The sequence below is a fragment of the Aromatoleum toluclasticum ATCC 700605 genome (genome assembly GCF_000378245.1).
Taxonomy (GTDB): Bacteria; Pseudomonadota; Gammaproteobacteria; order Burkholderiales; family Rhodocyclaceae; genus Aromatoleum; species Aromatoleum toluclasticum.
In genome coordinates, this window is record NZ_KB899492.1 from 15679 (window position 1) to 37822 (window position 22144).

Genomic DNA, 22144 nt, shown 5'->3' on the forward strand with positions numbered 1-22144 from the left:
TCACTTGAGCGTCAGGGTGTCCGAGACGATCCGCGGGGTCAGGAAGACCAGCAGCTCGCGACGTGCCGACTGCGTACTCGTCGAACGGAACAGCGCGCCAAGGTAGGGAATCTCGCCGAGGAGCGGCACGCGGCTCACGGTAGTGGTTTCCTCTTCCTCGAACACGCCGCCGATCACGACGGTGCCGCCGTTCTCGACCATCACTTCGGTGGTCACGCTCTTCTTGTCGATCGGCGGGTTGCCGAGAATGCTGCGCGAGAAGTCGGCCCGGTCCTTGCTCACCTCGACCTTCAGCTGAACACGCCCATCCGGCGTGATGCTAGGCCGCACCTTCAGCATCAGCACTGCGTCCTTGAAGCTGACAGTCGGCGGCTCCGTGCCGCTCGAAGGCGTGACGTAGGGAATTTCCTGGCCCTGCTTGATCGTCGCCTCGACCTGATTGGCCGTGAGGATGCGCGGGCTCGACACGACCCGACCACGGCCGTCCGACTCGAGTGCGGCCAATTCCAGGTTCAGGAAGCGCGTCAGCGAGCGGTTGAAGAGGGTCAGGTTCAGGGAACCGAACGGATTGTTCGGCAGGAAGCCGTTACCACTGACCGCATTCTCGCCTACGCGGTGAACGATCGTGTTGATCGGCGCGGTGGGATCGGTGCTGAGTTCGCCGGTCGAGGGATCGAAATTGCCGAATTCCGATGAACCGAAACCGATCTTTGCACCCTGGCCGAGGTTCTTCGCCTTTCGGTCACCATAACCGAGACGCACGCCGAGATCGCGGGCGAAATCCTTGTTCGCTTCGACGACCCGCGCTTCGATCATGACCTGGCGAGGCGGTACATCGATTTCCTTGATCAGGTTCGCAAGGGCCGCGAGGCGACTCCCGACGTCGGTGATGAACAGCCGATTGCTCCGTTCATCGACGACGACGCTGCCGCGTTTCGACAGCATCGTCTGGTCCTTGCTCTTCAGGAAGTCGAAGATTTCCTTCGACTTGTGGTAATTGATCTGGAAGCTCTCCGTCTGCAGCGGCTCAAGATCGCCGATCTGCGCCTTCGCTTCGAGCTGCAGCTTCTCGCGCGTCGCGAGTTCCTCGCCCGGAGCGATCCAGATGACATTACCCGACTTGCGCATATCCAGGCCCTTGGCCTGCAGGATAATGTCGAGCGCCTGGTCCCAGGGCACATCCTTGAGGCGCAGCGTCAGGTTGCCCTGCACCGAGTCGCTGGTGATGATATTGAAGTTGGTGAAATCGGCAATGACCTGCAGCACCGAACGGACGTCGATGTTCTGGAAGTTCAGCGAGAGCTTGTCGCCTTTGTACTGCCCGCGGGCAGCCCCCTGGACCAGCTTGTTCGGATCCTCTACGACGCGACGCACCTCGAGCACGAACTGGTTGTCGCTCTGGTAGGCGTTGTGCTCCCACTTGCCATTGGGGGTCACCTGCAAGCGGACATTGTCGCCCTGCTGCTGTGCGGTCATCGACGTCACCGGCGTGGCGAAGTCGGTGACATCCGAGCGGCGGCGCAGATGCTCGGGCAAGGAGGTCTTCAGGAATTCGACCACCAAGCCGCCACCCTGCTGACGAATGTCGATGCCTGCGTCGGGGCTGGAGAGCTGCACTACCACCCTCCCCTCGCCATCCTTGCCGCGGCGGAAATTGATGTCGCGGATGCTGCTGCCCTCAGCAACGGCATCACGTTTCGGCGCGGCGAAATTGGCCATCGCCTGCGAGACCTGGGTCGTCGTGGCACCGGCCGGAGCCGCGGCACCGAGAGAAATGATGACGGTGCGCCCCTCGATACGCGATTCGAAGGGTGTCACCTTGGCGACATTCAGGACGACACGCGTGCGGTCGCCGGCCTGGACGATGTTCGCGCTGCGCAGATCGCCCTGGTCGATGTCCTGCACGCTGCGGCCCAGACCGTTGGCCGTGCCGGGAAAATCGAACGCGATCCGCGCGGGGTTTGCAACGCTGAAGCTCGCCGGAGGCGCAGCGAGAGGATCCTTGAGCGTGATTTTGAGCAGGACGGAACCACCCTGCTGGGACACCTCGAGGTCTTCGATGCGGTTAGTCGCGGACTGGCTTTGCGACGTCGTTTGCGCGAAGACGGCGGGCGCGGGAACAACCAGGGTGAACGCCGCACACAGCAGCGCAATCATGCGTTTGTTATTCATTTCCGTGCCTCCTGCTGCTCCTGCAGCAGCAATTTGCTGATGCGCTCAACCCAATCGCCGTTCATGTCTTCAACCAGTTCTTTCAGCGTGACTTCCGATTCCGAGATCGCCGTCACCAGTCCGAAATTCTGGCCCAGGTAGTTGCCGACCTTGACCTGATGCAGGTTCTGGTCGGCGCGTACCAGCGCATGCACCTTCCGGTTCTGCGTGATCACACCGACAAGTTGCAGGGACTCGAGCGGATAGGACTCGAGAGGCTCGCGCCTGCGATCGAGGTCAGGGCCGCCGCCGCGGGAGGTCTTCGTTTCGGGCTCGATGCGGCTCACAACAAAGGGGTCGGCAGCGCCTTCCGCTTCATATTTCACGACCGGAGCGGGTTTCATCTCGGGCAAGGGTTTGATCGTCCCGGTCATCCCCTTTTCCTGCTCGGTCATCCACCCCTGGATGTCCTCCTGGTCGCCAGCACAGGCGGTGAGAACAAGGGCGCTTGCAAGTATCAGAAGGCGTTTCATGGCTTTCTCACTTGCCTCCCTTTGTCTTTGCGGCCTTCTCCTGCTGACGCTTCTGCGCGAGTTCCTCTTCGTCGAGGTAGCGATAGGTGATCGCCTTCGCTTCGAGCTTGAGCCCGCCGTCCTTCTGGGTTTCGAGTGCGACGTTGTCCAGGGTCACGATCCGGGACATGCGGGCAACGTCTTCGGCGAACGCGCCAAGATCGTTGTATGCCCCGACGACGCGCACGTCGATCGGCATCTCGGCATAGAAGTCCTTGACCACTTCAGGACCTGGCTTGAAAAGTTCGAACTGCAATCCGCGACCCACGCCGGCCTGGTTGATGTCAGAGAGAAGCGAGTCCATTTCCGCACGATTCGGCAGTTGCTTCAGCAGCGCGCCGAACTGGCGGTCGATCTCTTCGAGCTGGAGCGTGTACGCATCCAGATTCACGGCAAGCTTCTTCTTCGTCACCCAGTCGTTGCGCAGTTGCACTTCTTCAGCCTCACGCTGCTCGAGGAGCGCCACCTGGTCACGCCAGTCGAACCACCATGCGAGAGCGAGAACCGCTACCAGCAACGCGATGAACACCGCGATGCGCGGCGCCAGCGGCCACGCACCGGGGTCGTTGGGATCGAGCCCCTTGAAGTCCTGCGAGATGCGCTCGAAATCGACGCCTTGGAGTTTGCCGAGATTCATTTCCTGGCCCCTTGATCGCCTTCGGCCTTGGGCCCTTCGGTGCCGATGTTGAGCGCAAAGTCGCTGACCCGCCGCTTATTCACCGTTGCTGCCTTGATCTCGACCAACCCCGGATTTGCAAGGAAGGGCGATTCGTCGAGGCTTCGCATCAGAGTCGACACGCGCGAATTGGACTGCGAGTAGCCAAGCAGGGCAATCTTCGGCCCGGTCTGCTTGATGGACCGCAGATACACGCCGTCCGGCACGCGGCGCGCGAACTCGTTCATGACATTCACGGTCTTGGCCCGCGTGGTCTGCAGGGACTCGATGACCTGCTTGCGCGCCAGCAGGGCGTCGATCTGCTCGCGCAGCCGCTTGATTTCAGCGATTTGCGAGTCGAGCTTGATGATCTCGGACTTGAGGAAATCGTTGCGACGCTCCTGATGCTCGACGTAGCCGGCGATGACGGCATGCACGAGCAGCGCGACCAGCAGGCCGGCAACGACCATCGCGACGGACACGACATAGAATTGCTGGCGCCGCTCGCGGCGCTTGAGTTCGCGATGGGGCAGCAGGTTGATTCGAATCATGAATCGAATCTCCGGAGCGCCAGACCGCAGGCAACCATCAGGGACGGTGCATCGGCCAGCAGGTTCTTGGGTCGCACACGCGACGACATCGACATCCCGACAAAGGGATTCGCGACTATGGTCGGGACTTGCGTACGGCCGGCAACCACGTCGGAAAGGCCGGACATCACCGAGCAGCCGCCCGCAAGAACGATGTGGTCGACCTGGTTGTACTGGGTGGAGGTAAAGAAGAACTGGAGTGCCCGCGACACCTCGAGAGCCAGACTGTCCATAAAGGGACGCATCAGGTCGCGCTCGTAATCCTCGGGCAGTCCGCCGGTACGTTTCGCAGCCTCGGCATCCTCGACGCTCATGCCGTACTGCCGCGCGATTTCCTGCGTGAGCTGCATGCCTCCGAACGCCTGTTCGCGGGCGTAGAGCTGCTGACCGTTGCGCAGGACGCTGACATTCATCACGTTCGCGCCGATGTCGATCACCGCGACGATCTTGCCGCCGCCGCCGCCGGGGAGTTGCCTGGCGACAAGTTCGAACGCCGCTTCCGCGGCGAAGGACTCGACGTCCATCACGACGGCCTTGAGGCCGGCGGATTCGACAACGGCAACGCGATCCTCGACCTTTTCCTTGCGCGATGCGGCGATCAGGACCTCGACCTCTTCAAGGCTGCCCGGCGACGGGCCGACCACCTGGAAGTCGAGATTGACTTCGTCCAGCGCAAAGGGAATGTACTGACTGGCCTCGGATTCGACCTGGACTTCCATTTCCTGGTCGCGCAGGCCGCCCGGCAGGATCATCTTCTTGGTGATCACCGCCGAAGCAGGAAGCGCGACGGCGACCTGCTTGATGCCACCGCCCATGCGGCGCACGGCACGCAACACGGCGTCGCTCACACCTTCGAGGTTGGCGATGTTGCCGTCGACGACTGCGTCACGCGGCAGGGATTCGATGGCGTACCGCTCCATGCGGTACGCGCCCTTCTCGCCCTCTGATAGCTCGACCATTTTCACCGATGAAGATGAAATATCGAGGCCAACCAGCTGGCGCGCCTTGGGGCGAAATAGGGAGAAGTCCATCACAAAGAAAATCCTTAAATTTCTTTATGTTAGGCGCCGAAACTGAATAAGTTCCTGAGATGCTAGCAACAAAGTGTTGCGAGTGCAAACACAGTCGGCGGCAGATGCTTTGGAGGCGCCGGGCGCGCAACCGTATAATTGCGCTCCGCCCTCCCTTTCTGGATTCCCGATGCGCTGGGTCTTTTATCCCCTCGCGGCACTCATCGCTCTTGTCATCCTCGGCACGGCAACCATTGCAGCAGTCTCTGCATTCGCATGGCCAAACCTGCCTTCACTGGACGTCCTGACCGATTACCGCCCCAAGATTCCGCTGCGAGTATACACGTCAGATGGATATTTACTCGGGGAATTCGGTGAGGAGCGGCGGGTCGTCGTGACGATGGACGAAGTCCCGGCGATTCTCAAGCAGGCGATCCTCGCGGCCGAGGACGAGCGCTTCTACGAACACCCGGGCATCGACGTGATCGGCATCGCACGCGCCGCGCTCGCGAACGTCGTGTCGGGCGGGCGCGGCCAGGGCGCATCGACGATCACGATGCAGGTCGCGCGCAATTTCTTCCTGACACGCGAAAAAACTTTCAACCGCAAGCTCTACGAAATTCTCCTTGCATTGCGCATCGAGCGCAGCCTGAGCAAGGATCAGATCTTCGAGCTCTACATCAACCAGATTTACCTCGGCCAGCGGTCGTACGGTTTTTCGGCTGCGGCGCGGGCTTACTTCGACAAACCGTTGAAGGACATCACCATCGCCGAGGCGGCCATGCTCGCGGGGCTGCCGAAAGCGCCGTCCGCCTACAACCCGATCGCCAACCAGCGCCGGGCGATCCTGCGCCAGCATTACGTGTTGCGTCGGATGGTGGAAGCCGGTTTCATCGATGAAAAAACCTTCGAGACGGCCCGCGCGGAACCGCTCGTGCTTGCCAACGGACGATCGGCAACGAGTCCGCTGCGCGGCGACTTTGTTGCGGAAATGGCGCGCCAGCTGGCCGTCGAGCAATTTGGCGACCAGGCATACGATTCGGGCATCCGCGTGATCACGACCGTAACGCGCGATGAGCAACAGGCCGCCTACAAGGCGGTCCGTCAGGGCGTTATGGATTACGACCGGCGGCACGGCTACCGCGGCCCCGAGAGCTTCGTCGACCTCGGCGGCGTGAAAGCCAGCGACGAAGAACGGCTCGACGAACTGCTCTCCGACGTGACCGACTACGATGAGCTGCTCGCCGCGATTGTCCTCGAGGCCACACCGAAATCGGTGAGGGTGTATCGCCACGGCGAAGTGCTGACGATCACTGGCACCGGACTGACTTTCGCCGCCCCGATGCTCAACGAGCGCGCCCCGCAGGCGCGGCGCGTGCGACGCGGGGCGATCGTGCGCATCCGCGATCTCGGCGAGAAGGGCTGGGAGATCGCACAGCTGCCGGACGTGGAGGCGGCGCTGGTGGCGATCGACTCGAACACGGGCGCGGTTCGCGCCCTGATCGGCGGCTTCGACTTCAATCGCAGCAAGTTCAACCACGTGACCCAGGCGCTGCGCCAGCCAGGCTCGAGCTTCAAGCCTTTCATTTATTCGGCGGCACTGGAACGCGGGTTCTCGCCGAGCAGCGTGGAGGACGACGCCCCGCTGTTCTTCCCGGCGGGGATCACGGGCAGCAAGGACTGGGAGCCGAAGAACTACGACGGCAAATACGACGGGCCGATGACGCTGCGCGAGGGGCTGGCGCGCTCGAAGAACATGATTTCGATCCGGCTGCTGCGCTCGATCACGCCCGAGTACGCGCAGGACTACATCACGCGCTTCGGCTTCGACGCGGCCCAGCATCCGCCCTACCTGACGATGGCGCTCGGCGCGGGCATGGTGACGCCGTGGCAGATGGCGACCGGCTACGCGGTGTTCGCGAACGGCGGCTACCGCATCGAGCCATATGTCGTGAAGGAGATGATCGACGGACAGGGGCATGTCGTCGCCAAGGTCGATCCTCCGGTCGCGGGAGACAGCGCGCCGCGCGTGATCGATCCGCGCAACGCCTGGCTGATGACCTCGATGATGCAGGACGTGATTCGGCGCGGTACCGCGACGCGGGCACTGACCCTCAAGCGCGGCGAACTCGCTGGCAAGACGGGAACGACCAACGACTACGTGGACGCCTGGTTCGCAGGCTTCCATCCGGACCTTGTCGCGGTGAGCTGGATGGGGCACGACCAGCCGCGCAACCTGGGACGGGGCGAGACCGGCGGCTCGGCGGCCTTGCCGATGTGGGTCAATTTCATGCGTACGGCGCTGAAGGGCCTGCCCGAGAAATTCCAACCGCGTCCGGACGGCCTGCTGGCGGTGAATACCGGTTCGGGACGCGAGGAGTATATCTACGCGGAGAACCTGCCGGCCGAGCCGATCGTGATTCCTGCCGGCGTCGCGAATCTACCCCCGCCCTCCGAAGCGCCCGACGAGGCGCTGCCACAGACCCGACCTGCGGCGGGCCCCGCCGCACCGGTGGTCGAGCGCGTGCCGACGCCGATCCGGCGGCCGTAAGGGCCCAACGGAAGCGCGAGCTATCAGCCGGCGGTCACTTCGACAGAGCCGCCGGACTGCTGGCTGACCAGCTCGGACAGCATCGCGTACAGTTCGGCTCCGCCGCGCGTGGCGACCCAGCGTCCGGCGTCGTAGCGGAAATGGAAGCCGCCGGATTTTGCCGCGACCCAGATCTCGCGGGCAGCCGAGTGGCGGTTGATGACCATCTTGCTGCGGTTCTCGAACTCGATCTCGAGCACGCCGCCGGGCATGGTTTCGATGTCCAGTTCGGCACCGCAGGCTTCGAGCGCGGCCTCGATCCGGACGAGCTCCGCTTCGGCCAGCGCGTTGAACGCCGATTCTTCCATGTTCGCTCCTTCTGTTAGCATTTCCGTTTTTTCGACCGACGACACCATGCGAGCCATTCCGACCGCTGCCGCACTGTGCTGCGCCCTTGCCCTGAGCGGTTGCGGGATCAAGGGGGCGCTCTATCTGCCCCAGGTTCCGCCCGCACCGGCCAAGGCGGCTCCGGCCGCCGGCGTCGATCATAGCAAAGCCCCCAAAGCTACCGACGATTCCCGATGACCTCCCGATTTCCGATTCCGACCCTGACCGAGGGCCGCGACGGCCTTCAGCTCGAAGGCGTGGCGCTAGCCGCCATCGCCACGCAGCATGGCACGCCGGTGTACGTCTATTCGCGCCGCGCGCTGACCGAGGCCTTTTCGGCCTACCGCGAGGCGCTGGCCGGCCGCCACGGGCTGGTGTGCTACGCAGTGAAGGCGAATTCGAACCTCGGCGTGCTGTCGGTGTTCGCGCAACTGGGCGCGGGCTTCGATATCGTGTCGGGCGGCGAGCTGGCGCGGGTGCTGGCCGCCGGCGGCGATGCCGGCAAGGTGGTGTTCTCGGGTGTCGGCAAGAGCCGCGACGAGATGCGCCAGGCGCTGCAGGCGGGCATCCGCTGCTTCAACGTCGAATCGGAAGCGGAGATCGACCGCCTGAACGCGGTCGCGGGCGAACTCGGCAAGGTCGCGCCGATCGCGTTCCGCGTGAATCCGGACGTCGATCCCAAGACCCATCCCTACATCTCGACCGGACTGAAGAGCAACAAGTTCGGCGTCGCCATCGATGCGGCGGCGGACCTGTACCGCCGCGCGGCGAGCCTGCCTAACCTGCGCGTGAGCGGCGTGGCGTGCCACATCGGCTCGCAGCTGCTCGACCCGGCGCCCATCGGGGAAGCCGCAGGCAAACTGCTCGCGCTGGTGGACCGGCTCGCCGCCGAGGGCATCATGCTGGATCACATCGATCTCGGCGGGGGACTCGGCATCCGCTACCGTGACGAGCAGCCGCCGACGGTCGAGGAATACCTTGCGCCGCTGTTGCGGCTGTTCGAAGGGCGCAAGGAGGAGCTGTGCTTCGAGCCGGGCCGCTCGCTGGTCGGCAACGCGGGCCTGCTGCTGACGCGCATCGAGTACCTGAAGCCGGGCGAGGAGAAGAACTTCGCGATCGTCGATGCGGCAATGAACGACCTGGCGCGCCCGGCCCTGTACGACGCCTACCATGAGGTCGTGGCGGTGCAGCCGCGTGCCGGAGCGGCCAGGAATTACGAAATCGTCGGCCCGATCTGCGAGAGCGGCGATTTTCTCGCGCATGACCGCGAGCTGGCCGTCGAGACCGGCGACCTGGTGGCGCTGCTGTCGGCAGGGGCCTACGGCATGGCGATGAGTTCGAACTACAACACCCGTCCGCGCGTCGCCGAGGTCATGGTCGATGGCGACCGCGTACACCTGATCCGCAGGCGCGAGACTGTCGAGTCGCTATATGCGCTTGAGTCGCCGTTGACCTGAGAATGGGTGAATAAATCTGCTGCGCAGGCCGGCGGCGGCGTTGCGCGGTGCTCGCGCCCTCGCCTATCCGTGTGATATGTCTCGGGCTCTGCGCGCCGCGCGCCCTGCCCCCGGCCTGCTCGCGACGAATTCTTCACACATTCTGCGCCCTCGGGTCCACTGCCTTTCCCTCGGCCTGAGCCTCCTGGATGAGGGCGCGACCGAAGGCCTTCCAGGCCGATCCGCCGTGGGTATGCACGCCGGTGTCGGCGCTCTCCTCCATCACGCGCAGCATCAGCACGCCCAGCGCGAAGAGTTCGCCGCGCGCGCGCAGGCGGGCATCCGGGTCGGCGAGCAGCGCCTGTGTGTGGTCGGCACCACCTTCCAGTGCCTCGCGGGCGAGCTTGCGCATGCCGGCTGCGTCGTCCCAGTCGAGTTTGAGCAGCATGCCGCGCTTGAGGATTTCGCGCTCGAGTTCGAAGGCGTCGCGGGCGAAGTGTTCGAAGCCGCTCATGATTCAGTGCGCAATGTCTTCCAGGCAGCGGCGCAATGCGTTCTGCCAGTGCGGCATCACGATGCCGAAGCGCGCCGCGAGGCGTTCCGCCGACAGGCGTGAGCTGGCCGGACGTGCGGCCGGCGTCGGGTAGGCGGAGGCCGGGATCGGTTCGACGCTCGCGACCTTGAGGACCCGTTCCGGCAACGCGGTCCGGGCCGTGGCGAAGATCGCCTCGGCGAATCCGTGCCAGCTGGTTTCGCCGGCCGAGGCGAGGTTGAAGATGCCCGAGGCGAAGGCACCCTCGCACCGCTCGCGCTGCGCCTGGGCGACGATGTGCGCGGTGGCGTCGGCGATGTTGCGCGCCCAGGTCGGCGCGCCGTGCTGGTCGGCGACCACGCGCAGCTGCTCGCGCTCGGCGCCGAGGCGCAGCATCGTGCGCACGAAGTTTCCGCCGCGGGCGGCGAACACCCAGGTGGTGCGCAGGATCAGGTGGTCGCAGCCGGATTCGCGGATCGCCACTTCACCGGCGAGCTTGCTGCGGCCGTAGGCATTGACGGGGGCGACGGGGTCGTCTTCCGTATAGGGGCCCGACTTGGTGCCATCGAACACGTAGTCGGTGGAGTAGTGAACGAGCAGCGCGCCGGCCGCCTTCGCGGCGCGGGCGAGTTCGCCGGGGGCCGTAGCGTTGATCGTCGTCGCGAGGGATTCCTCGGACTCCGCCTTATCGACGGCCGTGTAGGCGGCGGCATTGACGATGACATCGGGGGCGAGCTCCGCGACCAGTGCCGCCAAAGTCTCGGGGCGCGACAGGTCGCAACGCCTGCGGTCGAGCGCGACCACTTCGCCCAGCGGCATCAGGCTGCGCGCGAGTTCCCAGCCGACCTGGCCGTTGGCGCCGGTGACAAGCAGTTTCATTCGAATACCTCACATTCGGCGAAGGGGTTGCCCTCGCGGTCTTTTGCAGACAATTGCGGCTCGCCGGCGAGCGGCCACTCGACACCGACGGTCGGGTCGTTCCAGGCGAGGCAGCGCTCGTGCTCCGGCGCGTAGTAGTCGGTGGTCTTGTAGAGGAAGTCCGCGGATTCGGACAGCACGACGAAACCATGTGCAAAGCCGGGCGGGATCCACAGCTGGCGGTGATTGTCCTCGGTGAGTTCGACCCCCGCCCAGCGGCCGAAGCTCGGCGAGCGCCGGCGCAGGTCCACCACGACGTCGAACACCGCGCCGCGCACGACGCGCACGAGTTTTCCCTGCGGCTGGCGGATCTGATAGTGCAGGCCGCGCAGCACGCCGCGCGCGGAGCGCGAATGGTTGTCCTGCACGAACTGTTCGTCGAGCCCGGTGGCCTCGCGGAAGGCGCGCGCGTTGTAGCTTTCGAAGAAGAAGCCGCGGGCGTCGCCGAACACTTTCGGCTCGATGACCAGCACGTCGGGAATTGCGGTGGAGATCGCCTGCATCAGAACACCCGCTCTTCGAGGAGGCGCAGCAGGTATTGGCCGTAGCCGTTCTTCGCGAGCGGCCCGGCGAGCTCGGTGAGCTGCGCGGCGTCGATCCAGCCCGAACGCCACGCGATCTCCTCCGGACAGGCGATCTTGAGGCCCTGGCGCTTTTCTATCGTCTGGATGAAGAGGCCGGCCTCGAGCAGGCTCTCGTGGGTGCCGGTGTCGAGCCAGGCATGGCCGCGGCCCATGACCTGCACGTCGAGGGCGCCGGCTGCGAGGTAGTGGCGGTTCACGTCGGTGATCTCGAGCTCGCCGCGCGCGCTGGGCTTGAGACCACGCGCGATGTCGACGACGCGGTGGTCGTAGAAGTACAGACCGGTGACGGCGTAGCGGCTCTTGGGCTTGGCCGGCTTCTCCTCGATGCTGATCGCGCGGCCCGCAGCGTCGAACTCGACGACGCCGTAACGCTCGGGGTCGGTCACCGGATAGGCGAACACCGTCGCGCCGTGTGCGCGCTGGCCGGCCTGGCGCAGGTCGTCCGCGAGTTCGTGGCCGTAGAAGAGGTTGTCGCCGAGCACGAGGGCGGACGGGGAGCCGGCGATGAACTCCTCGCCGATCAGGAAGGCCTGGGCGAGCCCGTCCGGGCTGGGCTGCACGGCGTACTGCAGATTGAGTCCCCAGCGGCTGCCGTCGCCGAGGAGCTGCTCGAAGCGCGGGGTGTCCTGTGGCGTGGAGATGATGAGGATGTCGCGGATCCCGGCCAGCATCAGCGTGCTGAGCGGGTAGTAGATCATCGGCTTGTCGTACACCGGCAGCAGCTGCTTGGAGACGGCCAGCGTGGCCGGGTGCAGACGGGTGCCGGATCCGCCGGCGAGGATGATGCCCTTGCGCGTGCTCATGCCCGGCGTTCTCCGTAGTTGCGTGCGAGCCATTCGCGATACGCGCCGCTCTGCACGTGCGCGACCCAGTCCTGATTGGCGAGATACCACGCGATGGTCTTGCGGATGCCGGTTTCGAAGGTCTCGGCGGGACGCCAGCCGAGCTCGCGCTCGATCTTGCGCGCGTCGATGGCGTAGCGGCGGTCGTGGCCGGGGCGGTCGGCGACGTAGGTGATGAGGCGCGCATGCGGGCCGGCCGCGTCGGGACGCAATTCGTCGAGCAGCGCGCAGACCGTATGCACGATGTCGATGTTGGGCATCTCGTTCCAGCCGCCGACGTTGTAGGTCTCGCCGACGCGGCCGCGTGCGAGCACTTCGCGGATCGCGGCACAGTGATCGCCGACGTAGAGCCAGTCGCGCACGTTGCGGCCGTCGCCATACACCGGCAGCGCCTTGCCGGCGAGGGCGTTGGCGATCATCAGCGGGATGAGCTTCTCGGGGAACTGGTAGGGGCCGTAGTTGTTCGAGCAGTTGGTCGTGAGCACCGGCAGGCCGTAGGTGTGGTACCACGCGCGCACGAGGTGGTCGGACGCGGCCTTGCTCGCCGAATAGGGGCTGTTCGGCTCGTAGGCCTTGGTCTCGGCGAAGGGCGGATCGTTCGGGCCGAGCGAGCCATAGACCTCGTCGGTCGAGACGTGCAGGAAGCGGAATGCGGCCCTGCCCTCCCCGTCGAGCGCGGACCAGTAGTCGCGCGCCGCTTCGAGCAGCGTGAAGGTGCCGTCGACATTGGTGCGAACGAAGGAGGCGGGGCTGTGGATGGAGCGGTCGACGTGGCTCTCGGCGGCGAAATGCACGATCGCGCGCGGGCGGTGCTCGGCGAACAGGCGGTCGATGAGCGCACGGTCGCAGATGTCGCCCTGCACGAAGACGTGGCGGGAGTCCCCCTGCAGCGCAGCGAGATTCTCGAGGTTGCCCGCGTAGGTCAGCGCGTCGAGGTTCAGCACCGGCTCGTCGCTCGTGCGCAGCCAGTCGAGTACGAAATTGGCGCCGATGAAGCCTGCGCCGCCAGTCACGAAAATCATTGATCTACCTCTTCAACCGGCTTGCCGCGGGTGCCAGGGCGTAAAATGCCGGTCCGCGCGAAAAGCGGAATCCGTAATTGTATCGCGGCCGCATACCCACCGTGCCCTCGCGCGCTTCGCGAGTATGTTGCAGGATATCGACGACTCCCTCATGACAACGCGACGCATGTTCCAAGGCTTGTGCCGCCTCCTGGCTGCGCTGTTTTTCGGCGGAATGCTGGCTTCTACGCATGCGGCTTCGCTGCCGCCAGCGGTACGCCAGGCGCTCGACGCCGCCCGCATTCCGGCGGGGAGTGTCGCGGTGTGGGTGCAGGCGGTCGATGCGCCGGGCCCACAACTGGAGGCCGGCGGCGATCGGCCGATGAATCCGGCCTCGGTGATGAAGGTGGTGACCGCCTTTGCGGCGCTCGACCGGCTCGGGCCGTCCTTCACGTGGACGACGCGGGTCGCGACCGGCGGACCGGTTGCCGCGGGAATTCTGGACGGCAACCTGTACCTGACGGGCGGCGCGGACCCGATGCTGAATTACGAGCGGCTGGGAAAGCTGTTGCGCCAGGTGCGCGCGCTGGGCATCACGACGGTGCGCGGCGACATCGTGCTCGACGGTTCGGCGCTGGCGCTGCCGCCGCACGACCCGGCGGCCTTCGACGGGCGCGCGCTGCGGCCTTACAACAGCGGCGCCTACGGGCTGCTGATGCACTTCAACACGCTGCAGCTGCGTCTGGTTCCCGCAGCCGAGCCGGGACGGCCGGTGGGGCTCGCGCCCTACCCGGCGCTGACCGGCGTCGACATCGACAACCGCATCACGACGGCCCCGGGCTCCTGCGGTGTGTGGTACGGCAATCTCGACGCGGCGCTCGAAGCGGGGCCGCAAGGGTCCCGGCTGATGCTGTCGGGCAGCATGCCGGCGAGTTGCGGGCAGCGCGACTGGGCGACTGCGCCCTTGGCGCCGGAGGCCTTCGGACGCGCGCTGGTCGCGGCGCTATGGGCGGAGCTGGGCGGCAAGGTGGAGGGCGCGGTGCGCAGTGGCGTGACGCCGGGTGATGCGGCGCCCCTGCTCACCGAGACCTCGGCGCCGCTGGCCGACGTGGTGCGCGAAATGAACAAGTGGTCGAGCAACGTGATCGCACGTCAGCTGCTCGCGACCCTGGGACGGGAAAGCGGCGCGAGCCTGGACATGGTTGCGGGCGGTGCGGAGGCGGCCAAAGCGCAGCTCGCCGCGGACGGGATCACGACCGCGGGCCTCGTGATCGAGAACGGCTCGGGCCTGTCGCGCATCGAGCGCGTGAGTGCGCGCACGCTCGCGGAGATCCTGCTCGCGACTTGGCGGCGGCCCTTCATGCCGGAGTTCATCGCGGCGCTGCCGATCGCCGGCGAGGACGGCACCGCGCGCGGGCGGCTGAACGACAGCCCGGCGCGCGGCTACGCGCATATCAAGACGGGCTCGATCAATGGCGTGAAATCACTGGCCGGCTATGTACTGGACCGGAACGGCCGACGCCACGTGGTCGTGATGATCGTGAACCACGCCGAGGCCGGTTCCAGCCAGGCGGCGCAGGACGCGCTGCTGGAATGGGTGTGGGCGGGTGGCGGCACAGCTGGGACGCAGTAGCCGGGCGACGCCTGTGGGGGGCCGGGAAGGGACGCCGTGCCTCAGGCGTCGGACGGCATCGGCATGGTACTGCGGTCGAGCAGGTTCAGCCATCCGCGGATCACGCGATACGCGATCCAGAGGCCGGCGCCGGCCAGCAGCACGAAGGCGAACGGGATTCCGATCAGGGTGACCACCATGGCTGCCGCGACCAGGATCCACAGCAGCGCGAACCAGAAGGTACGGATCTGCCAGCGGAAGTGGCTTTCCAGCCAGGTGCCGCGCACCGCGCCGCGCTTCATGTAGTTGAGCACCACCGCGAGGATGGACGGCAGGCTCGCGACGAAGCTGCCGATGATGGTCGCGGAGCCGAGGACGCCGGTGACGACCGCGAAAGCGTGCAGCGCATAGATGATGTGCGCGAGCGTCACGAGCCCGTCGAGGTCGGCGGTGACGATGTCGGTCCGGTGATCGGGCATGGCTGGCTCCGTGGTGACGAGGATTCCGCTGGAATCTTGGGGGTCCGACTTTACAGGTCGGATCTTACAGCCCCGGCTTTACAAGCCCAACTTGGCCCACATCGCATCGACCCGCTGCTTGACCGCGGCGTCCATCACGATCGGGCGGCCCCACTCGCGTGTCGTCTCGCCCGGCCACTTGTTGGTCGCGTCGATGCCCATCTTGCTGCCGAGGCTCGCGACCGGGCTGGCGAAGTCGAGGTAGTCGATCGGGGTGTTGTCGACCATAACGGTGTCGCGCGAGCCATCGACGCGGGTCGTCATCGCCCAGATCACTTCCTTCCAGTCACGGATGTTCACGTCGTCATCGACGACGATGATGAACTTTGTGTACATGAACTGGCGCAGGAAGCTCCAGATGCCGAACATCACGCGCTTGGCGTGCCCCGGGTACTGCTTGCGGATGCTGACGACCGCGAGCCGGTACGAGCAACCTTCGGGCGGCAGGTAGAAATCGATGATTTCAGGGAATTGCTTCTGCAGCAGCGGCACGAAGACTTCGTTGAGCGCGACGCCCAGCATCGCCGGCTCGTCGGGCGGCTTGCCGGTGTAGGTCGAGTGGTAGATCGGGTTTTTGCGCATCGTGATGCGCTCGATCGTGAACACCGGGAATTCGGAGACTTCGTTGTAGTAGCCGGTGTGGTCGCCATACGGCCCTTCGGGGGCAGTGTCGTCCTGGTGGATGACGCCTTCCAGCACGATCTCGCTTGATGCCGGAACCTGCAGGTCGGAGCCGAGGCATTGCACCAGCTCGGTCTTGGCGCCGCGCAGCAGGCCCGCGAACTGGTATTCGGACAGCGTGTCGGGCACGGGCGTGACGGCGCCGAGGATGGTCGCGGGGTCGCAGCCGAGCACGACGGCGACCTTGAAAGGCTCACCCGGGTGCGCGAGCTGATGTTCGCGGAAATCGAGGGCGCCGCCGCGGTGCGCGAGCCAGCGCATGATGACGCGGTTGGGCCCCAGCACTTGCTGGCGGTAGATGCCGAGGTTCTGGCGCTTCTTGTCCGGCCCGCGCGTGACGACGAGGCCCCAGGTGATCAGCGGCGCGACGTCGCCGGGCCAGCAGTGCTGGATAGGCAGACGGCCGACATCGACGTCGGCGCCCTCCCACACGACTTCCTGGCAGGGCGCGGAGCGGACTTCCTTCGGCGACATGTTGAGCACCTGGCGGAAGGCGGGGAACTTCTCCCATGCGTCCTTGAGCCCCTTGGGCGGCTCGGGCTCCTTGAGGAAGGCGAGCAGCTTGCCGACTTCGCGCAGCGGCGTCTGCCAGTCGCCGTCGGTGAGATCCTCGCCCATGCCGAGCGCGACGCGCTGCGGGGTGCCGAAGAGGTTCGCGAGCACCGGTATCGCCTGCGGCACGCCGCGCGTCACCGGTTTCTCGAACAGCAGCGCCGGACCGCCGGCGCGCAGCACGCGGTCGGCGATCTCGGTCATTTCGAGGTGGGTGTCGACGGGGATGCTGATGCGCTTCAGTTCGCCGCGCTGTTCGAGCTGGGCGATGAAGTCGCGAAGATCGTGGTAACGCATGGAATCCTTCCGGGTACGGCGGTTCAACGGTGGGCGTTGATCGCGTCACGCGTCTCGAGGGCGACGCGGCGGGCCGCCTCGGCATAGTCTTCGCCATTGCCGGCGAACAGGATCGCGCGCGAGGAGTTGATCATCAGGCCGGTGCCGTCGGCGGTGCCGCCCGCTTGCATGGTCTCGGCGATGTCGCCGCCCTGGGCGCCGATGCCGGGCACCAGCAGCGGCATGTCGCCGACGATATGGCGCACGCGCGCGATCTCGTTCGGGAAGGTGGCGCCGACGACGAGACCGAGGTTGCCGCTCGCGTTCCATTCGGTCGCGACGAGGCGTGCGACACGCTCGAAGAGCCGCTCGCCGCCTCCGACGTCGAGGAACTGCAGGTCGCTGCCGCCGGGGTTCGACGTGCGGCACAGCAGGATCACGCCCTTGTCGGCGTATTCGAGGTAGGGCTCGACGGAATCCCTGCCCATGTAGGGATTCACGGTAATCGCGTCGGCACCGAAGCGTTCGAAGGCTTCGACGGCATATTGCGCGGCGGTGCTGCCGATGTCGCCGCGCTTCGAGTCGAGGATCACCGGCGTATCGGGGTGGCGCTCGTGGATGTAGGCGATCAGGTCTTCGAGTTGATCCTCGGCGCGCTGCGCGGCGAAGTAGGCGATCTGCGGCTTGAAGCAGCACACGAGGTCGGCGGTCGCGTCGACGATGCCCTTGCAGAATTCGAGGATGGCGTCGGGGCGCCCCTGCAGGTGGGCGGGGAAGCGCGCGGGATACGGGTCGAGGCCGACGCAGAGGAGACTGTTGCGGTTCTGCCAGGCGGCCCGGAGGGCGGTCATGAAGTGCATGGAGGCGTCCTGATTGGTCCGGGGCGAATGATAAGCCGGATGACGCCAGCGCGTGCGCACAAAGCGGTCGCCCAAAAAACGGGGCCGCGCTATGGCGGCCCCCGGGCTCGGGATCGGCTCGGTCACATGTCGATCTTGAGCATCTTCATGGCTTTCGCGAGGGTATCGACCGACTCCTGATGCTTGCCGGCCTTATGCAGCGCCTCGCCATCGGCACGCAGTTTCTTCACTTCCGTCATCTGCTCGGCCGTAAGCATAGGATTCTTCGCCATCGCATCATCGATCTTCTTCATGTCCGCGGGGCAGTGAAACGCCAAGGCGCTGGAAGACAGCGCCATCGCGAACAGGCCCAATAGCAGGCTTTTTTTCATCTTCGTCTCCTTGGGGAACGCGCGGGCGACAATCCCGCGCATGAATTCGACCGCATGTGATCCGGTCGGTTCACCCTAGTTCAGCCGGCAGGAAACGCAATGTAATCAAGGGCGAGGCCGGCGAAGATGGCTGCACCGACCCAGTTGTTGTGCAGGAAGGCCTTGAAGCACGGTGCGCGTTCGCGGCCGCGGATCAGCGTGTAGTGGTAGCCGGCGATACCGCAGGCCGCCAGCAGGCCGCCGAAGAAGAGTACGCCGCGCCCCGCGGCGAGACCGACGGCGGCGAACAGCGCGAAGGCGATCGCGTAGCACAGCATCACCGCGGCGACGTCGAAGCGCCCGAAGGTGATCGCCGAGGTCTTGATGCCGATCCTGAGGTCGTCGGGGCGATCGACCATCGCGTATTCGGTGTCGTAGGCGATGGTCCAGAAGATGTTGCCGAGCAGCAGCCACCATGCGATCGCAGGCACTTCGCCCTGCACCGCGGCAAAGCCCATCGGGATGCCGAAGCCGAAGGCGATGCCGAGGTAGGCTTGCGGGATCGCGAAGAAGCGCTTCATGAAGGGATAGCTGGCGGCGAGGAACAGCGCGGGCAGCGACAGCCACAGGACGATGGGCGCGAGCGGCAGGATCAGGAGGAAGGAGACGATGGAGAGGGCAGTCGCGAGCAGCAGCGCCTCGCGGGTGCCGATGGCGCGCGTCGCGAGCGGACGGTTCTTCGTGCGCTCGACGTGGCCGTCGAAGTCGCGATCGGCATAGTCATTGACGACGCAGCCGGCCGAACGCATCAGCACCGTGCCCAACGTGAAGATCGCGATCAGGTGCAGCGGCGGGAAGCCGTCGGCGGCGAGCCACAGCGCCCACAGCGTCGGCCACAGCAGCAGCAGGATGCCGATCGGTTTGTCGAGGCGCATCAGCCGCAGGTAGATGGGCAGGCGTGCGGACAGGGGGAGCGGCGCAGACATCATTCGGGCAGGTCCAGGATCGTGGGCAGGAAGGCCTCGCTGACGAGCAGCGCGCGGCCGTGCAGGCGGAACAGCGAACGCCGCGCCCAGATGCGGGGCGGGATCGCCATCGGCGCGACCGCGGCGTAAGCGAGATGATAGCGCGCGTCGCGGCGGTCGAGGCAGGTGCAGGTGAGCGCGCGGCGGCTGATGGCGGGATCGGAGAACAAGGCAGCGCCCAGGGGGCGGGCGCCCATGCCGTGGAACAGGTTCCAGGCGCCGCGCACGTTGGCCCGCGGCAGCAGCGAACGGGCGAACACGACCGGCACGCCGTCGGCGACCAGCAGGACTTCGCGCAGCCACGCGAGTTGGCCCGGCCGCAGGCCCAGCAGCGTGGCTTCGTCGCGATGCGGCACGGCGAGGCATTGGCGCAGCACGCGCACCGAGAAGCTGCCGCAGCGCGCGCAGATGCGGGCGGTGAGCGAGGCGGGATCGGTGAGCCAGGGGCGAAGGGTGCGAAAAACGGTCGCGCGCGGCGGGCGCTTCAGCCAGGTTTCTTTGTGGGGACGGGTACGCATGAGGAGAGGAATCGGAACGACGGGCATGATACCCGGCGGGCGCCACCGGCCCAACCCGGCGGCATGGGTCCGTGCCTGCTCAGGCACGCAGCAGGCCTTCCCGTCCGCCCAGCCAACGGTCCATCAGCTGCGCCGCGACGTCCGGCGAGTCGCGCAGCAGCTGTTCGGCGAGCGCGCGGGCGGGTTCGACGAGTTCGGCGTCGCCCTCCAGATCAGCATAGCGCAGCAGCGGCACGCCGCTCTGGCGCGCGCCGACGAACTCGCCGGGGCCGCGGATGCGCAGGTCCTCGCGCGCGATCGCGAAGCCGTCGCTGTGCTCGTAGATCACCTTCAGGCGCGCGCGGCCGTTCTCCGACAGCGGGTGGGCGTAGATCAGGATGCAGGCGGACTCCTTCGTGCCGCGCCCGACGCGCCCACGCAGCTGGTGCAGCTGGGCGAGGCCGAAACGCTCGGCGTGCTCGATCACCATCAGGCTCGCGTTGGGCACGTCTACGCCGACTTCGATCACCGTGGTCGCGACCAGCAGGTGGATGTCGCCGGCGGCAAAGGCGGCCATCGTCGCGGACTTTTCGTCGGACTTCAGGCGTCCATGCACGAGGCCGATCTTCAATTCAGGCAACGCAGCGCTCAGGGACTCGAAACTCTCGACCGCGGTCTTCAGCTGCAGCGCCTCCGATTCCTCGATCAGCGGACACACCCAATAGGCCTGCGCGCCGCCCAGGCAGGCATCGCGCACGCGCGCGATGACCTGGTCGCGGCGCGACTCCGCGACGAGCTTGGTGAGGATCGGCGAGCGGCCCGGTGGCAGCTCGTCGAGCACGGTGACGTCGAGGTCGGCGTAGTAGCTCATCGCCAGCGTGCGCGGGATGGGCGTGGCCGACATCATCAGCATGTGCGGGTGCAGCGCGTCGGCGCCCTTCTCGCGCAGCGCGAGGCGCTGGCGCACGCCGAAGCGGTGCTGCTCGTCGACGATCGCGAGCCCCAGGCGCGGCAGCGTCACGGGGTCCTCGATCAGCGCGTGCGTACCGACCGCGAGCAGCACCTCGCCGCTCGCGAGCCGCGCCAGCTCGGCTTCGCGCTCCTTCTTCCTGCGGCTGCCCGACAGCCACGCGATGCCGACGCCGAGCGGCTCCAGCCACGCGGCGAGCTTCTTCCAGTGCTGCTCGGCGAGGATCTCGGTCGGCGCCATGAGCACCGCCTGGAAGCCGTTCCCGGCCGCCTGCAGCATCGCGAGCGCGGCGACGATGGTCTTTCCGCTGCCGACGTCGCCCTGCAGCAGGCGCTGCATCGGGTGCGGCGTCGCGAGGTCGCCGCCGATCTGCGCGACCGCGCGTGCCTGCGCGCCGGTGAGGCTGAACGGCAGTTGTGTAAGCAGCGCGCCGGTGAGCTGGCCGTCATCGCGCAGGATGGGCGCGCGGCGCGTGCGGCGGGCGTTGTAGGCGCGGCGCAGCGACAGCTGCTGGACCAGCAGTTCCTCGAACTTGATGCGCTGCCACGCCGGATGGGCGCGGTCTTCGAGGGAATACGGATCGATGTCGGGCGGCGGCTGGTGCAGCGTGCGCAGCGCATCGGCGAAGGGGGGCAGCGGCAGGCCGCCGGGCGCTACCGCGGGCAGCAGTTCGTGCATTGGCGGACGCAGCAGTTCGCGCCCGATGAGCTTGCGCAATGCCGACTGCGCAAGCCCCGCAGTGGTCGGATAGACGGGCGTGAGCGCCTGCGGCAGCGCCTCGCCGGCTTCGACGGGATGCACGCGCGGGTGCACCATCTCGTTGCCGAAGAAGCCGCCGCGCACTTCGCCGAACACGCGCACACGCCGCCCGGGCGCGAGCTGCTTCTGCTGCGAGGGGTAGAAGTTGAGCCAGCGCGCGGTGAGCGTGCCGCTCGCGTCGCGGATCTGCGCGACGAGCTGGCGGCGCGGGCGCAGCATGACCTCGCAGGACACCACCTCGCCTTCGACCTGTACCGGCGCGCCGGCGCGCGCTGCGGCGATCGGCGTCAGGCGCGTTTCGTCCTCGTAGCGCAGCGGCAGGTGCAGGACGAGATCCTGCGGCCGGCGGATGTCGAGCTTCGCCAGCCGGCCCGCGAGTTGCGGGCCGATGCCGGCCCAGGTTTGCTGATCCTTAGCCAATCACCAGGATGGCGTCGGCCTCGACCACGCCGCCCTTGGGCAGCTCCTTGACGCCGACCGCGGCGCGCGCCGGGAAGGGCTCGGCGAAATAACGCGCCATGATCTCGTTCACCTTGGCGAAATTCGCGAGGTCGGTGAGGTAGATGGTCACGCGCACGGCGTCGGCGAGCGAGCCGCCGGCCGCTTCGGCGACGGCCTTGAGGTTCTCGAACACGCGCACGGTCTGCGCTTCGAAGCCTTCCACCATCTGCATCGTCGCGGGGTCGAGGCCGATCTGGCCGGAGCAGTAGACGGTGTCGCCGACCTTGACGGCCTGCGAGTAGGTGCCGATGGCAGCGGGGGCGTTGGGGGTCGAGATGATGCTGCGACTCATGATCACATTCCTTTATTTATGCGGACGATCCCGATCCGGGATC

The 22144-nt window shown here is 66.4% G+C and carries 23 protein-coding genes; 4 read left to right on the forward strand and 19 right to left on the reverse strand.

Annotated features, from left to right (window positions below; genetic code table 11):
• The 5 genes from pilQ to F464_RS0103135 are packed head-to-tail and all read right to left on the reverse strand — an operon-like array spanning position 1 to position 4999.
• Positions 1-2172, reverse strand: coding sequence for a type IV pilus secretin family protein (gene pilQ, locus F464_RS0103115; RefSeq protein ID WP_018988314.1), 2172 nt, complete (start codon positions 2170-2172; stop codon positions 1-3).
• Positions 2169-2684, reverse strand: a complete 516-nt coding sequence (locus tag F464_RS0103120) for a pilus assembly protein PilP (RefSeq protein WP_018988315.1) — start codon at positions 2682-2684, stop codon at positions 2169-2171. The genes pilQ and F464_RS0103120 overlap by 4 nt, the downstream gene beginning before the upstream one ends.
• Positions 2685-2691: 7 nt before the next feature.
• A complete protein-coding gene (locus tag F464_RS0103125; protein WP_018988316.1) occupies positions 2692-3360 on the reverse strand; it encodes a type IV pilus inner membrane component PilO in 669 nt (222 codons plus the stop codon).
• A complete protein-coding gene (locus tag F464_RS0103130) occupies positions 3357-3929 on the reverse strand; it encodes a PilN domain-containing protein (protein ID WP_018988317.1) in 573 nt (190 codons plus the stop codon). Before F464_RS0103130 ends, F464_RS0103125 begins: the two co-directional genes overlap by 4 nt.
• Entirely contained in the window at positions 3926-4999 is a 1074-nt protein-coding gene (locus tag F464_RS0103135; RefSeq protein ID WP_040394388.1) for a pilus assembly protein PilM, read from the reverse strand. The genes F464_RS0103130 and F464_RS0103135 overlap by 4 nt, the downstream gene beginning before the upstream one ends.
• A gap of 169 nt (positions 5000-5168) precedes the next feature.
• Between F464_RS0103135 and F464_RS0103140 the strand changes: the two genes are divergently transcribed.
• Positions 5169-7529, forward strand: a complete 2361-nt coding sequence (locus F464_RS0103140; protein WP_026295701.1) for a penicillin-binding protein 1A — start codon at positions 5169-5171, stop codon at positions 7527-7529.
• Positions 7530-7552: 23 nt separating this feature from the next.
• Here F464_RS0103140 and cyaY read toward each other — a convergent pair whose 3' ends face one another.
• Entirely contained in the window at positions 7553-7876 is a 324-nt protein-coding gene (gene cyaY / locus F464_RS0103145; RefSeq protein WP_018988320.1) for an iron donor protein CyaY, read from the reverse strand.
• A 46-nt stretch (positions 7877-7922) separates the two neighbouring features.
• Here cyaY and lptM point away from each other — a divergent pair, with 46 nt between their 5' ends.
• Positions 7923-8093 (forward strand): LPS translocon maturation chaperone LptM, encoded by a 171-nt coding sequence (lptM, locus tag F464_RS30800; RefSeq protein WP_157353558.1) that lies wholly within the window; start codon positions 7923-7925, stop codon positions 8091-8093.
• Positions 8090-9352, forward strand: coding sequence for a diaminopimelate decarboxylase (gene lysA / locus F464_RS0103150; RefSeq protein WP_018988321.1), 1263 nt, complete (start codon positions 8090-8092; stop codon positions 9350-9352). The genes lptM and lysA overlap by 4 nt, the downstream gene beginning before the upstream one ends.
• Positions 9353-9485: 133 nt before the next feature.
• On the opposite strand, the gene F464_RS0103155 is transcribed toward lysA, so the two are convergent.
• From F464_RS0103155 to rfbB, 5 genes are read right to left on the reverse strand one after another with little or no spacing between them, the layout of a single operon-like run.
• Positions 9486-9845, reverse strand: coding sequence for a hypothetical protein (locus tag F464_RS0103155; protein ID WP_018988322.1), 360 nt, complete (start codon positions 9843-9845; stop codon positions 9486-9488).
• A gap of 3 nt (positions 9846-9848) precedes the next feature.
• Complete coding sequence (rfbD, locus tag F464_RS0103160; RefSeq protein WP_018988323.1) at positions 9849-10742, reverse strand: dTDP-4-dehydrorhamnose reductase; 894 nt, start codon at positions 10740-10742, stop codon at positions 9849-9851.
• Positions 10739-11284, reverse strand: coding sequence for a dTDP-4-dehydrorhamnose 3,5-epimerase (rfbC, locus tag F464_RS0103165; protein ID WP_018988324.1), 546 nt, complete (start codon positions 11282-11284; stop codon positions 10739-10741). Before rfbC ends, rfbD begins: the two co-directional genes overlap by 4 nt.
• Positions 11284-12168 (reverse strand): glucose-1-phosphate thymidylyltransferase RfbA, encoded by an 885-nt coding sequence (rfbA, locus tag F464_RS0103170; RefSeq protein ID WP_018988325.1) that lies wholly within the window; start codon positions 12166-12168, stop codon positions 11284-11286. The genes rfbC and rfbA overlap by 1 nt, the downstream gene beginning before the upstream one ends.
• On the reverse strand, positions 12165-13229 hold the full coding sequence (gene rfbB, locus F464_RS0103175) for a dTDP-glucose 4,6-dehydratase (RefSeq protein ID WP_018988326.1): 1065 nt from the start codon (positions 13227-13229) through the stop codon (positions 12165-12167). Before rfbB ends, rfbA begins: the two co-directional genes overlap by 4 nt.
• Before the next feature lie 151 nt (positions 13230-13380).
• Here rfbB and dacB point away from each other — a divergent pair, with 151 nt between their 5' ends.
• Entirely contained in the window at positions 13381-14841 is a 1461-nt protein-coding gene (dacB, locus tag F464_RS0103180) for a D-alanyl-D-alanine carboxypeptidase/D-alanyl-D-alanine endopeptidase (protein ID WP_026295702.1), read from the forward strand.
• 41 nt (positions 14842-14882) lie between these two features.
• Here the strand turns inward: dacB and F464_RS0103185 are convergent, their stop codons facing one another.
• From F464_RS0103185 to F464_RS0103220, 8 genes are all read right to left on the reverse strand, one after another.
• Entirely contained in the window at positions 14883-15299 is a 417-nt protein-coding gene (locus tag F464_RS0103185) for a DUF4870 family protein (RefSeq protein WP_018988328.1), read from the reverse strand.
• Between the two features lie 78 nt (positions 15300-15377).
• A complete protein-coding gene (ubiD, locus tag F464_RS0103190) occupies positions 15378-16868 on the reverse strand; it encodes a 4-hydroxy-3-polyprenylbenzoate decarboxylase (protein ID WP_018988329.1) in 1491 nt (496 codons plus the stop codon).
• Positions 16869-16891: 23 nt separating this feature from the next.
• Positions 16892-17707 (reverse strand): orotidine-5'-phosphate decarboxylase, encoded by an 816-nt coding sequence (pyrF, locus tag F464_RS0103195; RefSeq protein ID WP_018988330.1) that lies wholly within the window; start codon positions 17705-17707, stop codon positions 16892-16894.
• Positions 17708-17829: 122 nt separating this feature from the next.
• On the reverse strand, positions 17830-18078 hold the full coding sequence (locus F464_RS0103200; protein WP_040394391.1) for a hypothetical protein: 249 nt from the start codon (positions 18076-18078) through the stop codon (positions 17830-17832).
• An 80-nt stretch (positions 18079-18158) separates the two neighbouring features.
• On the reverse strand, positions 18159-19046 hold the full coding sequence (ubiA, locus tag F464_RS0103205; protein ID WP_018988332.1) for a 4-hydroxybenzoate octaprenyltransferase: 888 nt from the start codon (positions 19044-19046) through the stop codon (positions 18159-18161).
• Positions 19043-19600, reverse strand: a complete 558-nt coding sequence (locus F464_RS0103210; RefSeq protein ID WP_018988333.1) for a chorismate--pyruvate lyase family protein — start codon at positions 19598-19600, stop codon at positions 19043-19045. Before F464_RS0103210 ends, ubiA begins: the two co-directional genes overlap by 4 nt.
• 79 nt (positions 19601-19679) lie before the next feature.
• Positions 19680-21728, reverse strand: a complete 2049-nt coding sequence (gene recG, locus F464_RS0103215) for an ATP-dependent DNA helicase RecG (RefSeq protein ID WP_018988334.1) — start codon at positions 21726-21728, stop codon at positions 19680-19682.
• Positions 21721-22101 (reverse strand): RidA family protein, encoded by a 381-nt coding sequence (locus F464_RS0103220; protein ID WP_018988335.1) that lies wholly within the window; start codon positions 22099-22101, stop codon positions 21721-21723. Before F464_RS0103220 ends, recG begins: the two co-directional genes overlap by 8 nt.
• Between the last annotated feature and the right edge of the window lie 43 nt (positions 22102-22144).

What these genes read in the sequence shown, in the direction of transcription:
- F464_RS0103220 (WP_018988335.1), bottom strand. Translation starts at nt 22,101, where the DNA reads ATGAGTCGCAGCATCATCTCGACCCCCAACGCCCCCGCTGCCATCGGC.
- F464_RS0103140 (WP_026295701.1), top strand. Translation starts at nt 5,169, where the DNA reads ATGCGCTGGGTCTTTTATCCCCTCGCGGCACTCATCGCTCTTGTCATC.
- F464_RS0103120 (WP_018988315.1), bottom strand. Translation starts at nt 2,684, where the DNA reads ATGAAACGCCTTCTGATACTTGCAAGCGCCCTTGTTCTCACCGCCTGT.
- F464_RS0103130 (WP_018988317.1), bottom strand. Translation starts at nt 3,929, where the DNA reads ATGATTCGAATCAACCTGCTGCCCCATCGCGAACTCAAGCGCCGCGAG.
- pilQ (WP_018988314.1), bottom strand. Translation starts at nt 2,172, where the DNA reads ATGAATAACAAACGCATGATTGCGCTGCTGTGTGCGGCGTTCACCCTG.
- ubiD (WP_018988329.1), bottom strand. Translation starts at nt 16,868, where the DNA reads ATGCGTTACCACGATCTTCGCGACTTCATCGCCCAGCTCGAACAGCGC.
- rfbC (WP_018988324.1), bottom strand. Translation starts at nt 11,284, where the DNA reads ATGCAGGCGATCTCCACCGCAATTCCCGACGTGCTGGTCATCGAGCCG.
- F464_RS0103135 (WP_040394388.1), bottom strand. Translation starts at nt 4,999, where the DNA reads ATGGACTTCTCCCTATTTCGCCCCAAGGCGCGCCAGCTGGTTGGCCTC.
- F464_RS0103155 (WP_018988322.1), bottom strand. Translation starts at nt 9,845, where the DNA reads ATGAGCGGCTTCGAACACTTCGCCCGCGACGCCTTCGAACTCGAGCGC.
- F464_RS0103200 (WP_040394391.1), bottom strand. Translation starts at nt 18,078, where the DNA reads ATGAAAAAAAGCCTGCTATTGGGCCTGTTCGCGATGGCGCTGTCTTCC.
- lysA (WP_018988321.1), top strand. Translation starts at nt 8,090, where the DNA reads ATGACCTCCCGATTTCCGATTCCGACCCTGACCGAGGGCCGCGACGGC.
- F464_RS0103210 (WP_018988333.1), bottom strand. Translation starts at nt 19,600, where the DNA reads ATGCGTACCCGTCCCCACAAAGAAACCTGGCTGAAGCGCCCGCCGCGC.
- F464_RS0103185 (WP_018988328.1), bottom strand. Translation starts at nt 15,299, where the DNA reads ATGCCCGATCACCGGACCGACATCGTCACCGCCGACCTCGACGGGCTC.
- dacB (WP_026295702.1), top strand. Translation starts at nt 13,381, where the DNA reads ATGACAACGCGACGCATGTTCCAAGGCTTGTGCCGCCTCCTGGCTGCG.
- ubiA (WP_018988332.1), bottom strand. Translation starts at nt 19,046, where the DNA reads ATGATGTCTGCGCCGCTCCCCCTGTCCGCACGCCTGCCCATCTACCTG.
- rfbD (WP_018988323.1), bottom strand. Translation starts at nt 10,742, where the DNA reads ATGAAACTGCTTGTCACCGGCGCCAACGGCCAGGTCGGCTGGGAACTC.
- rfbB (WP_018988326.1), bottom strand. Translation starts at nt 13,229, where the DNA reads ATGATTTTCGTGACTGGCGGCGCAGGCTTCATCGGCGCCAATTTCGTA.
- lptM (WP_157353558.1), top strand. Translation starts at nt 7,923, where the DNA reads ATGCGAGCCATTCCGACCGCTGCCGCACTGTGCTGCGCCCTTGCCCTG.
- rfbA (WP_018988325.1), bottom strand. Translation starts at nt 12,168, where the DNA reads ATGAGCACGCGCAAGGGCATCATCCTCGCCGGCGGATCCGGCACCCGT.
- cyaY (WP_018988320.1), bottom strand. Translation starts at nt 7,876, where the DNA reads ATGGAAGAATCGGCGTTCAACGCGCTGGCCGAAGCGGAGCTCGTCCGG.
- F464_RS0103125 (WP_018988316.1), bottom strand. Translation starts at nt 3,360, where the DNA reads ATGAATCTCGGCAAACTCCAAGGCGTCGATTTCGAGCGCATCTCGCAG.
- pyrF (WP_018988330.1), bottom strand. Translation starts at nt 17,707, where the DNA reads ATGCACTTCATGACCGCCCTCCGGGCCGCCTGGCAGAACCGCAACAGT.